Annotated in this window: 9 protein-coding genes and 1 tRNA gene; 8 read left to right on the top strand and 2 right to left on the bottom strand. The window is 71.6% G+C overall.

Annotation, left to right across the window (positions count from 1 at the left end):
- Positions 1–2: 2 nt before the first annotated feature.
- The gene (locus tag NQ160_RS01895; protein ID WP_257513545.1) at positions 3–695 is read left to right on the top strand and encodes a DUF3027 domain-containing protein; all 693 of its coding nucleotides are present in this window, start codon (positions 3–5) and stop codon (positions 693–695) included.
- 120 nt (positions 696–815) lie between these two features.
- Here NQ160_RS01895 and serC read toward each other — a convergent pair whose 3' ends face one another.
- The gene (gene serC, locus NQ160_RS01900) at positions 816–1,928 is read right to left on the bottom strand and encodes a phosphoserine transaminase (RefSeq protein ID WP_257513546.1); all 1,113 of its coding nucleotides are present in this window, start codon (positions 1,926–1,928) and stop codon (positions 816–818) included.
- A gap of 108 nt (positions 1,929–2,036) precedes the next feature.
- Between serC and NQ160_RS01905 the strand changes: the two genes are divergently transcribed.
- The 6 genes from NQ160_RS01905 to NQ160_RS01930 all read left to right on the top strand — a co-directional run bounded on the left by NQ160_RS01905 (position 2,037) and on the right by NQ160_RS01930 (position 10,673).
- Entirely contained in the window at positions 2,037–2,738 is a 702-nt protein-coding gene (locus NQ160_RS01905) for a metal-dependent transcriptional regulator (RefSeq protein ID WP_257513547.1), read from the top strand.
- A gap of 362 nt (positions 2,739–3,100) precedes the next feature.
- A complete protein-coding gene (locus NQ160_RS01910) occupies positions 3,101–3,892 on the top strand; it encodes a M23 family metallopeptidase (RefSeq protein WP_257513548.1) in 792 nt (263 codons plus the stop codon).
- Between the two features lie 312 nt (positions 3,893–4,204).
- Positions 4,205–4,702: an HNH endonuclease gene (locus tag NQ160_RS01915; protein WP_257513549.1), complete on the top strand. Its 498-nt coding sequence runs from the start codon at positions 4,205–4,207 to the stop codon at positions 4,700–4,702.
- A 290-nt stretch (positions 4,703–4,992) separates the two neighbouring features.
- Positions 4,993–5,697 carry a hypothetical protein gene (locus NQ160_RS01920; RefSeq protein WP_374113619.1) on the top strand — a complete coding sequence of 235 codons (705 nt, stop codon included), beginning with the start codon at positions 4,993–4,995 and terminating at the stop codon, positions 5,695–5,697.
- Positions 5,694–7,229 (top strand): DNA polymerase Y family protein, encoded by a 1,536-nt coding sequence (locus NQ160_RS01925; RefSeq protein WP_257513550.1) that lies wholly within the window; start codon positions 5,694–5,696, stop codon positions 7,227–7,229. Before NQ160_RS01920 ends, NQ160_RS01925 begins: the two co-directional genes overlap by 4 nt.
- Before the next feature lie 30 nt (positions 7,230–7,259).
- Positions 7,260–10,673: an error-prone DNA polymerase gene (locus tag NQ160_RS01930; RefSeq protein WP_257513551.1), complete on the top strand. Its 3,414-nt coding sequence runs from the start codon at positions 7,260–7,262 to the stop codon at positions 10,671–10,673.
- 89 nt (positions 10,674–10,762) lie between these two features.
- On the opposite strand, the gene NQ160_RS01935 is transcribed toward NQ160_RS01930, so the two are convergent.
- Positions 10,763–11,044, bottom strand: a complete 282-nt coding sequence (locus NQ160_RS01935) for an iron-sulfur cluster biosynthesis family protein (RefSeq protein WP_257513552.1) — start codon at positions 11,042–11,044, stop codon at positions 10,763–10,765.
- A gap of 172 nt (positions 11,045–11,216) precedes the next feature.
- Here NQ160_RS01935 and NQ160_RS01940 point away from each other — a divergent pair.
- Positions 11,217–11,288 (top strand) — tRNA-Arg (locus NQ160_RS01940).
- Positions 11,289–11,469: the final 181 nt, after the last annotated feature.

The raw sequence follows: 11,469 nt of genomic DNA on the forward strand, positions 1-11,469 counted from the left end.
CGATGACTTCGAAGCCTGAGCCTGCCGACGAGCGGCTGCTCCACGCGCACGACCTCGCCCGCGCGGCCCTGCGCGAAGTGACGCCGGATGCCACGATCGGCGACGCCGCCGGCTACACGGTCGAAGAGGGCGGCGTCGTCTCGCTGCGCTTCAACAACCGCATGCCGGGCTACCCCGGCTGGTTCTGGACCGTGAGCATCGCCGTGGTCGAAGGCTCCGATCCGACCGTGCTCGAGGTCGAGCTGCTGCCCGGCGACGGTGCGCTGCTTGCCCCCGAGTGGGTGCCGTGGGCGGTGCGACTGGCGGACTACCAGGCCGCGCAGGCGGCTGCGGCCGCGGCGGCCCTCGAAGCGGGCGAGCTGCCCGACGAGGATGCCGACGAACGCGACGCCGATGAGGACGACGACGTCGACGACCTAGACGACCTGGATGCCGCGGACTTCGACGAGGACGGCTCGGCGATTCTGCACGGCGGCGACCTCGACGGGGTGGACATCGACGAGCTCGACGAGAGCGTGGTTGTCGACGAGGACGAGGACGACGAGGACTCGGACGACGACTCGGACGACGACGACGACGAGGACTCGGACGACGACGACGAGGACTCGGACGACGACGACGAGGACTCGGACGAGGACTCGGACGACGAGGACGACGAGGACTCGGACGACGACGAGGGCCATTCCGTCAGCTGAAGCCCTAGCTCCGGTGGCGCCAGCGATTCGGTCGTCGCAAACGGCCCCGTTGGCGGGGTTGTTGGGGACGTTCGCGACGACTGAAGCCAGGCAGATGCCGGTGGGACCGGGCCCTCCGGGTCAGAGGTTGTCGACGACCATCTCGATGCAGCGGGTGAGCTGGCGCACGTCGGCGGGCTCGATCGAGACGAACGTCGCCACGCGCAGCTGGTTGCGGCCGAGCTTGCGGTAGGGCTCGGTGTCGACGATGCCGTTGGCGCGCAGGACCTTGGCGACCTCTGCGGCATTCACCGAGTCGTCGAAGTCGATCGTGACGACGACCTGCGAGCGGTCGGCGGGGTCGGCGACGAAGGGCGTCGTGTACGACGTCGCCTCGGCCCACTCGTAGAGTGCCGTCGACGACTCGCGCGTGCGGGCGTCGGCCCACTGCAGTCCGCCGTTGCCGATGATCCAGTCCAGCTGGTTGTCGAGCAGGTACAGCGTCGTCAGCGCGGGGGTGTTGAGCGTCTGGTTCAGGCGCGAGTTGTCCAGCGCGTTCTTCAGGCTCAGGAACTCGGGGATGTACCGACCGGATGCCGCGATGCGCTCGATCCGCTCGATCGCGGCGGGGGAGACGAACGCGAACCACAGGCCGCCGTCGGATCCGAGGTTCTTCTGCGGTGCGAAGTAGTAGACGTCGGCCTGGCTGACCGAGCAGTCGATGCCGCCCGCGGCGCTGGTGGCGTCGATCACGGTGAGCGCGCCGGCATCGCCGCGCACGCGCTGAACGGGCGCCATGACACCGGTGGAGGTCTCGTTGTGCGGCCAGGCGTAGACGTCCACTCCCTCGACCGGCTCGGCGACGGCCCGGGTGCCGGGCTCGGCCTTGCGCACGTCGGGCGCCTGCAGCCACGGGGTGGTGGCCGCGGCGGCGAACTTGCCGCCGAACTCGCCGAAGACGAGGTTCTGGCTGCGGTTCTCGATGAGGCCGAAGGCGGCGGCATCCCAGAAGGCGGTCGAGCCGCCGTTGCCCATGATGACCTCGTAGCCGTCGGGCAGGCGGAACACCTCACCGAGGTTGGCGCGCACACTGCCGACGAGGCTCTTCACCGGCGCCTGCCGGTGGGAGGTTCCGAGAATCGCCAGTCCCGGGCCGACGAGGGAAGCGATCTGGTCGGCGCGCACCTTCGAGGGGCCGCATCCGAAGCGACCGTCGACGGGCAGGATCTCTCGGGGCAGCGTCACGTGGGCCATGTGCCGATTGTAGGGCTGTAGCCGACGGCATCCCGGCCGCTCCGGAGCCGTGTGACGGCCAGGCGATAGGCTGGAAGGGCTGCGACCGCTCCTGACATCGAGGCTTTGATGACCGATCTGATCGACACGACCGAGATGTACCTGCGCACCATCCTCGAGCTCGAGGAGGAGGACATCATCCCCCTGCGCGCACGTATTTCGGAGCGGCTCGGGCACTCCGGCCCCACCGTGTCGCAGACCGTCGGACGCATGGAGCGCGACGGTCTCGTCGTCGTCTCGGAGGACCGGCGGCTGGAGCTGACGGATGCCGGGCGGCAGAAGGCCGTCGACGTCATGCGCAAGCACCGCCTTGCGGAGCGGCTGCTCAGCGACGTCATCGGCCTGGACTGGGCGTACGTGCACGAAGAGGCCTGCCGCTGGGAACACGTGATGAGCGAGCAGGTGGAGCGGCGCCTCATCGAGCTGCTCGGCCACCCCACCGAGTCGCCGTACGGCAACCCGATCCCCGGTCTCGACCAGCTGGGCGACGTGCCGGCCACGACCTTCGACAAGGGCGTGGTGGGTCTGGTGCGGCGCCTCAATGCCGCCGACGCGCCCATCCGCGGCACCGTGCGGCGCCTCGCCGAGCCCGCGCAGGTCGACCCCGAGCTGCTGATGCAGCTGCGGCTGGCCGGGGTCGTCCCCGGGGGCGTCGGGGACTTCCGGTTCAACGAGGGATATGTGCTCGTGCAGATGGACGACAACGACGAGGCGCTCGAGCTTCCGGTCGAGGTCGCGTCGCACATCTTCCTCGTCGACGACCGCAGTTGAGCGGCGCGGCGACGCCTCCCCAGCAGGCAGGTTCGGGCACCTGTCCACCAGAGCGTGACATGTTCGTTATCTTGCGGTAGCGTCGGGAGGGTCCAACGGCGAGAAGCACGCCAACGGATACCACGGGGATCGCCTCTGCGGCTCGTCGTCCCCGAGGGAAACCCCGCAAATCTGTGCCCCGACACCGATTGCCGACGAGCCAGCGTCCACCCGGCGCCGAGGCGCCGGAGGGTGATTTGACCGAAAACCTTGATCCGTCTCGTGATGACGCTGAGATCGCTCCCACGAGCGCGACGCGCCGGACGCGCCTCGGTTCCACGCTGACAGCTTCGCGGCTGGCTCGCCGCCGTTCTGCGGCGACGGTGCCCGCCTCGCCGCTCGCCCGTCGCGAGAAGGCGAAGCCCGCTCGCAGCTTTGCGATCGTCGCCATGGTCGTCGGACTCATCGCCACCGTCGCGCTGCCCGCCTACGCCGCGACCACGCGCCCGGCCGACCAGGCCGAAGCGGTCACGCTGCACCAGGCCGCCGCCATCAACGCGCAGTCCCTCGTCGTCGCCTCCGAGGCGACGCCCGAGGCCCTCGATCGCTACAGCTACTCGGCGACGACGCCCGAGGAGATCGAGAAGAAGAAGGCCGAAGAGGCCGCTGCCGAAGCCGCCGCCGCCCGCGCCGCCGCGACCGCCGCCGCCGCCGCCAGCGCCCGCCGCACCGGATCGGTCGCCTCCGTCGACCTGTCGATGACGGCCGCCGGATCGGGCGAAGTGCGCTGGCCGGTCGCCGACTTCAGCTACCAGAGCTACAACCTGTTCGGCGGATACGCCGGCCACAAGGGCTTCGACATGATGACGGGGACCGGCACGCCGATCTTCGCCGCGGCATCCGGTGTCGTGCGCACCTCGACCGACGGCGGCGGCAGCTACGGCGCCGTTGTGATGATCGACTCGGTCGTCGGCGGCCAGAAGGTCAGCACCACCTACGCCCACATGTCCTACGGCACCCGCGTCGTCTCGGCCGGCCAGACCGTGCAGGCCGGGCAGCTGATCGGACAGGTCGGCCAGACCGGGTACGCCACGGCCCCGCACCTGCACTTCGAGGTCGCCGTCAACGGTTCGTACATCGACCCGCTGGCGTGGCTGCAGTCCAACGCCGGCTGACGACACGCGCACCTGCCGTTCATCCGCGCTCCGGCGCCGGTGGGGTGTGGGTGGGTTACCCTGATCCCGACGCTGAGAGAAGGCGGAGGGAAGCCGATGGGCGACACGCGACGCATCCGAACCACGGATGTGCTCGGGCTGTTCGCCCTTCGGCATCATGAGATCGGATGCTGCGGCTCTGCCGTCGCGCCCCAGGCGCTGTCTGTGTAGACAGCGCCTTTTTTCATGCCCTTTTTCGTGCCGCCGCCGATCGATCGTCACGTGAGTCGAATATCCGAGAATCCGTCCCGGCCATTCGAGAGGACATCGATTGTGCGCACACTGGTACTGAACGCCGGCTACGAGCCGCTCGCCGTGGTCTCCTTCAAGCGGGCCCTGGTGCTCGTGATGAACGACAAGGCCACCATCGTCGAACGCGTCGAGGGTGACCCGGTCTGGGCCGCGAGAGGGGCGTATGACCGCCCCGCCGTCATCCTGCTGACCCGCTACGTGCGGGTGCCGGGGGCCCGCACGGTGCCGGTGACCCGCCGCGGCGTGCTGCGCCGCGACGCGCACCGCTGCGGATACTGCGGCAAGACCGCGACGACCATCGACCACGTGCTGCCGCGCTCGCGCGGGGGCGCTGACTCGTGGGAGAACCTCGTGGCCGCGTGCGTGCGCTGCAACAACACCAAGGGCGACCGCACTCCGCAGGAGATCGGGTGGGAGCTGCGCCTCGTGCCCCGCGCCCCGCGTGGCGCACAGTGGACCGTGCGCGGCACCGAGCGCGCCGACCCGCGGTGGGAGCCGTACCTGGCGCTGGCCGCGTAGGGCTGGGGTTGCGGGGTCGCGGGTTCCGGGCGTGGCGGGGCCGGGATGTTGCGGGGTCGCGGGTTGCGGCATCCGCTCCGGTTGCGGCATCCGCTCGCCGGCGCGCCCTTCGTTCCCCGGCGCCTCCCGGGTGAGAAACCAGTTTTCGGATGAGAAACCACGCACTGCGGTGTTTCTCATCCGAAAAGTGGTTTCTCCTGCGCGGGGCGGTCCCCGAAGCGATGTCGGAACCCGAGCGTATCTTCGACCACGACGTTGATGATCTAGAACATCCGTTCTAGTCTGTGTTGGTGAGGTCGATCGTGCGGAACCAGGCTGCGGCAGAAGACGTGCAGCGTCTGCGCGCCCAGCTCGAGCGCGTGCAGGGGCGGCGGATGGATGCCCCCGTGCTGCCGGCCGACCCGGCCCTCGCGGGCCTGCTCCCGGGGCGGGGGCTGCGACCGGGGTCGGCGTATTCGCTCGGACCCTCGCTCACGCTGCTGTCGGCACTGCTGGCCCCGCCGTCGCAGGCGGGTTCGTGGTGCGGGGTGGTCGGCATGCCGGAGTTCGGCGCCGAGGCGGCAGAGCGGGTGGGGGTCGACCTCGACAAGCTGGTGCTGATCCCCGAGCCGGGCACCCGGTGGCTGGCGGTCACGTCCGCCGTCGCCGAGGTGCTGCCGGTGGTGGCGGTACGCCCGCCTTCGCGCGCTCGGGATGCCGACATCTCGCGGCTGGCCGCCCGCCTGCGCGAGCGCGGCGCGGTGCTGCTGGTGCAGGGCACCTGGCCGCAGACCGAGGCGATGATCGACGTCAGCGACCCGGTGTGGTCGGGGGTCGGCGACGGCTACGGCTACCTCGCCGCCCGCGAACTCACCGTCACCGTCAGCAGCCGCCGCACCCCGGTGCCGCGCCGCGCGCGCGTGCAGCTGCCGGCGTCGTCGGGGCAGGTGGCCGCGGCATCCACTCCGGTGCCGCGCTCGGCTCCGATGCCGCTTCCGATCCGGGCGGCGGGATGAGCACCGCGCCCGATGCCTCCGTGCCCCGCACCCTCGTGCTGTGGCTGCCGGACTGGCCGGTCGTCGCCCTCGCCCGTGAGGCGGGGGTGGATGCCGCCGCGCCCGTCGCCGTGCTCGACAAGGGGGCGGTGGTCGCCTGTTCCGCCGCCGCCCGCGCCGAGGGGGTGCGCCGTGGCCAGCGCCGCCGCGACGCGCAGGCCCGGTGCCCGCAGCTGACGGTCGCCGACGCCGACCCCACCCGCGACCAGCGGGTGTTCGCCCCGCTCATCGCCCGCATCGAGGAGCTCGCCCCCGGGGTGCAGCTCATGCGGGCGGGGCTGTGTGCGCTGCGCGCCCGGGGGCCGGCTCGCTATTACGGCGGCGAGGAGCGCGCCGCCCACACCCTGCGCGACGCGATGGGCGAGACCGATGCCCGCATCGCCATCGCCGACGGCCCCTTCACCGCCGAGCAGGCCGCCCGCCGCACCCTCGCCGAGGCGCCGGTACGCATCGTGGCGGCGGGGGAGTCCGCCGCCTTCCTCGCGCCGCTGCCCATCACCGTGCTCGACGAGCCCGACGTCGTCGACCTGCTGGGGCGCCTGGGTGTGCAGAGCCTCGGGCAGTTCGCCGCCCTCCCCGCCGAGCGCGTCGGCGAGCGGTTGGGGGAGCGCGGCATCCGCCTGCACTCCCTCGCAGCGGGGCGCGACTCCCGTCCCGTGCAGCCGCGCACGCCGCCGCCGGACCTCGACCGCGAGGTGGCGTTCGAGCCGCCGCTCGAGATCGCCGACCAGGTGGCCTTCGCCATGCGCGTCGCCGCCGAGGAGTTCATCGGCGCGCTCGGCGCCCTCGACCTCGTGTGCACCGAGCTGCGGGTGCAGATCACCGGCGACCGCGCCGAGAACAGCGAACGGGTGTGGCTGCACCCCGGCGCGTTCACCGCCGGCGAGGTGGTCGACCGGGTGCGCTGGCAGCTGGGCGAGGCGGGGCTGCGCAGCGCCGTCACGCGGGTGCGCATCGCTCCCGAGACGGTGGATGCCGCGGCGCACCATGTGCGCTCCCTCTTCGGTGGCGGGCCCGACGAGCGCGTGCACCATGCGCTGTCGCGGGTGCAGGCGATGCTGGGGCATCGCGGGGTGGTGACCCCCGTCGTCGGCGGCGGACGGTGGCTGAGCGAGCGGCAGGTGCTGGTGCCGTGGGGCGACCGCCCGGTGGTGCCGCGGCCCCGCGAGCGGCCGTGGCCGGGGAGCCTTCCCGACCCGCTGCCGTCGACGGTGTTCGACCCGCCGCGCCCGGTGACCGTGGTGGACGCCGACGGTGACGCGGTGGCCGTCGGCGACCGCGACGCGCTGACCGCCCCGCCGGCGGTGCTGGTCGAGAACGGACGCCGCCGCCGCATCGACGCGTGGGCGGGGCCGTGGCCGGTGCGCGAGCGGGGGTGGGATGCCGCTCGCGCGCGGCGGGCCCACCGGTTCCAGGTGGTGGATGCCGAGCAGTCGGCGTGGCTGCTGGTGTGCGAGGCCGGTGACTGGTCGGCGGAGGGCCGCTATGACTGACCCCCGCCCGAAGACGACGGACCCCCGCTGATGGGCTTCAACAACCCCTCGGTGTCGTGGTCCGAGATGGAGCGCCTGCTCAGCGGCCGCAAGCCCTCCGGCGCCGACGGCGGCGACAGCCCCGCCTGGTCCCGCAAGCGCGGCGCCTACAAACCCCCGCCCATCGCGCGCCCCGACGACGTCGTGCCGTACGCCGAGCTGCACGCCCACAGCTCGTTCTCGTTCCTCGACGGCGCCTCTTCCCCGGAGGAACTCGTCGAAGAGGCCGAACGCCTGGGCCTGCACGCCCTCGCCGTCACCGACCACGACGGGTTCTACGGCATCGTGCGGTTCGCCGAGGCCGCCGAGGCCCGCAGCGTCAAGACCGTGTTCGGCGCCGAGCTGTCACTGGGGCTGCCCGGCCCGCAGAACGGCGAGCCCGACCCGCACGGGCGGCACCTGCTCGTGCTCGCCCGCGGCGAGGAGGGCTACCACCGCCTCGCGGCCGCCCTCACCCACGCGCAGCTGGCCGGTGGGGAGAAGGGCCGCCCCGTCTACGACCTGCACGACCTCGCCGCCCGCGCCGACGGCCACTGGGCGGTGCTGACCGGATGCCGCAAGGGCGCCGTCCGCGCCGCGCTCGCCGCCGACGGACCCGCCGGCGCCGCCCGCGAACTCGACCTGCTCGTCGACGTCTTCGGCCCCGATGCCGTCAATGTCGAGCTCATCGACCACGGCAGCCCGCTCGACTCCCGCGACAACGACGTACTGGCATCCCTCGCCGCCGAGCGCGGCCTGCCGGTGCTGGCCAGCAACAACGTGCACTATGCCGCCCCCGAGCGGGCCGACCTCGCCGCCGCCGTCGCGGCCGTCCGCGCCAACCGCAGCCTCGACGAGCTCGACGGGTGGCTCCCCGCGGGCGCCGGCGCGCACCTGCGCTCGGGTCGCGAGATGGCGCAGCGCTTCGCCCGCTACCCCGGCGCCATCGCCCGCACCGTCGAGCTGGCCGACGAGCTGGCCTTTCCGCTGCGGCGGGCCAAGCCCGCGCTGCCGAAGCTGCCCGTCCCCGAGGGGCACACCACCATGACGTGGCTGCGGCACCTGGTGTGGCAGTCGGTGCCCCGCAAGTACCCCGACGCGACCGACGCCGACCGGGCGCGCATCGAGAAGGAGCTCGGGGTCATCGAGCAGAAGGACTTCCCGGGGTACTTCCTCATCGTCCATGGCATCGTGCAAGAGGCGCGCCGCCGCGGCATCCTCTGCCAAGGGAGAGGCTCCGCCGCCAACAGCGCCGTCTGCTATCTGCTGGACATCACGGCGGTGGATTCCATCGCCTACGACCTGCCGTTCGAGCGGTTCCTCTCGGCGCTGCGCGATGAGGAGCCCGACATCGACGTCGACTTCGACAGCGACCGGCGCGAGGAGATCATCCAGTGGGTCTACGCGACCTATGGGCGCGAGCGGGCGGCGCAGGTGGCCAACGTCATCCAGTACCGGCCGAAGAACGCCGTGCGCGACATGGCGAAGGCGCTCGGGCACTCGCCGGGGCAGCAGGATGCCTGGTCGAAGCAGGTGGAGCACTGGGGGCCGCTGCCCGAAGCCGATGCCGCCGCCGAGATGCACGACATCCCCGACCGGGTGCTGCAGTATGCGACCGAGCTGCTGAAGGCCCCGCGCCATCTCGGCATCCACTCGGGCGGCATGGTGCTGACCGACCGGCCCGTGGGCGAAGTGGTGCCGATCGAGCACGCGCGCATGGAGAACCGCACGGTCATCCAGTGGGACAAGGACGACGCGGCGTGGATGGGGCTGGTGAAGTTCGACCTGCTGGGGCTCGGCATCCTCGCCGCCCTGCAGTACAGCTTCGATCTCATCGCGGATGCCACGGGGGAGCGGTGGGAGCTGTCGACCCTGCCCAAAGAGGAGCAGGGCGTCTACGACATGCTGTGCCGGGCCGATTCGATCGGGGTGTTCCAGGTGGAATCCCGCGCGCAGATGGGCCTGTTGCCCCGCCTGCAGCCGCGGCGGTTCTACGACCTCGTGATCGAGATCGCGCTGATCCGGCCCGGTCCCATCCAGGGCGGGGCGGTGCACCCGTACGTGCGGCGCAAGCTCGGGCACGAGCCCGTGACCTACCCGCACCCCAAGCTCAAGCCGGTGCTGGAGCGGACCCTCGGCATTCCCGTCTTCCAGGAGCAGCTCATGCAGATGGGCATGGCCGTCGGGGGACTCAGCGGAGCGGATGCCGATGTGCTGCGCCGCGCGATGGGCTCCAAGCGCGGCATCGAGCGGATCGATTCGCTGAAGAAGAAGCTCTACGCCGGCATGGCCGAGAACGGCATCACCGGGGACCTCGCCGATGACATCTACGCGAAGATCCAGGCGTTCGCGAACTTCGGGTTCGCCGAGAGCCATTCGCTGTCGTTCGCGCTGCTGGTGTATGCCAGCTCGTGGCTGAAGCTGCACTACCCGGCGGCGTTCCTCGCCGGGCTGCTGCGGGCGCAGCCGATGGGGTTCTACTCACCCGCGACCCTCACCGCCGACGCCCGCCGCCATGGCGTCGAGGTCCTCCGCCCCGACCTGCACCGCTCCGGCGTGGAGGCGACCCTAGAGCCCACCGACCGGTCGTTGAGCGAGCGAAGCGAGACGAAACGCCGCCCGACGGGGCGGGATGCCTGCACCGACCGCAAGCAACCCCCGGTGCCCGTCTTCTATCCCACCGCCCCCGACGAATCCGCCGCTCACCGCCGCGACGGTGCCTTCGCCGTACGCCTCGGCCTCGCAGCGGTCAAAGGCATCGGCCAGCCGCTCGCCCAGCGCATCGTCGCCGAGCGCGAGGCGTCGGGGGAGTACCGTGACCTGCGCGACCTGGTGCGGCGCACCGGGGCGACCGCCGCGCAGCTCGAGGCGCTGGCGACAGCGGGGGTGTTCGGATGCTTCGGGCTCAGTCGCCGCGAGGCGATCTGGCTCGCCGGCTCCGCCGCGCAGGACCGGGCCGAGTTCCTCCCCGGCACCCTCGTGGCCGTGCAGCCGCCGCTGTTCTCCGACCCCACCAGCTACGAGGTGCTCGCCGCGGACCTGTGGGCCACCGGCATCTCCACCGACGACCATCCGCTTGCCCACTACCGGGCGAAGCTCGACGCCCGCGGGGTGCTGACCTCCGGCGACCTGCGCGAGCATGAGACCGGCCGCCGGGTGGAAGTCGCCGGGCTGGTGACGCACCGGCAGCGGCCGGCGACGGCATCCGGGGTCACGTTCCTCAATCTCGAGGACGAGCACGGCCTGGTGAACATCGTGTGCTCGGTGGGGGTGTGGAACCGCTATCGGCGGGTGCTGCGCGATGCGCCCGCCCTCATCGCGCGGGGGCTGCTGGAGCGCTCGCCGGAGGGCGTGACGAACCTGGTGGCGGATGCCTTCGAGGATCTGCGGGTGGGGGTGATGCACCGCTCGCGGGACTTCCGGTGACGAGGTTCTGGCGCTGGCGCATGCCGCCGCCCGGCACGACGACAGGCCCCGGGTCGCAACCCGGGGCCTGTCGTGTCTCGTGGTGCGCGTCAGGCGCGCACGCCGAGGGCGAAGCTCAGCGATCCGTCCTCGCCGATCTGGGCGTCGAGCACCCGGTCGTCCAGCGGCAGCGCGGCCGCCTGCTCGACGAAGACGCGGGCGCCGTCGGTCTCGATGACGGCATCCTCGGGCTCGGGCGATGACACGAGGGCGAGCTCGAAGCCGGCCTCGGCCTGGTCCGCACCGCGGATGCGCAGTCCGCCCTCTTCCGTCGGGATCTGCGATGTGAGCGTCTTGACGGCGCTGGTGGCGTTCTCGGTGAGTGTGAGCATGATGCTCCCTTCCGTGGATTGCGACGAAGACGGCCACGATTCCGAGAAAGGACCGCAGATGCAACCCGCGACGCACCTTCGCACCCGACTCCCACCGGATACGGAGGTTCGGCTCTCGCGGCTCGGGGCGGGCCGGGGATGCCGGCCGGTCGCGGCTAGAATCGATCAGCCAGCCTCTGTAGCTCAATGGAAGAGCAGTTGCGTCCTAAGCAAACGGTTGGGGGTTCGAGTCCCTCCAGGGGCACTCTGTGATGTCCCGCAGGCGCTGCGGGGGTCTCGGCTAGCAGGTTCGACGTTGCCGTAGCCGAGGCCCGAAGATCAGCTCCCACGAGCGCGGGGGCGTCAGACCCGAGAGTTAGGATCGAAGCAAGCATTTGGAGGACAGGTTGTCGCGTGATAAGCCGCTTGTGAAGTCGCGTCAGCGA

The sequence above is a fragment of the Microbacterium sp. zg.Y909 genome (assembly GCF_024626565.1).

Coding starts and splice junctions, on each gene's coding strand:
- NQ160_RS01895 (WP_257513545.1), top strand. CDS start 3: ATGACTTCGAAGCCTGAGCCTGCCGACGAGCGGCTGCTCCACGCGCAC.
- NQ160_RS01935 (WP_257513552.1), bottom strand. CDS start 11,044: ATGCTCACACTCACCGAGAACGCCACCAGCGCCGTCAAGACGCTCACA.
- serC (WP_257513546.1), bottom strand. CDS start 1,928: ATGGCCCACGTGACGCTGCCCCGAGAGATCCTGCCCGTCGACGGTCGC.
- NQ160_RS01925 (WP_257513550.1), top strand. CDS start 5,694: ATGAGCACCGCGCCCGATGCCTCCGTGCCCCGCACCCTCGTGCTGTGG.
- NQ160_RS01905 (WP_257513547.1), top strand. CDS start 2,037: ATGACCGATCTGATCGACACGACCGAGATGTACCTGCGCACCATCCTC.
- NQ160_RS01930 (WP_257513551.1), top strand. CDS start 7,260: ATGGGCTTCAACAACCCCTCGGTGTCGTGGTCCGAGATGGAGCGCCTG.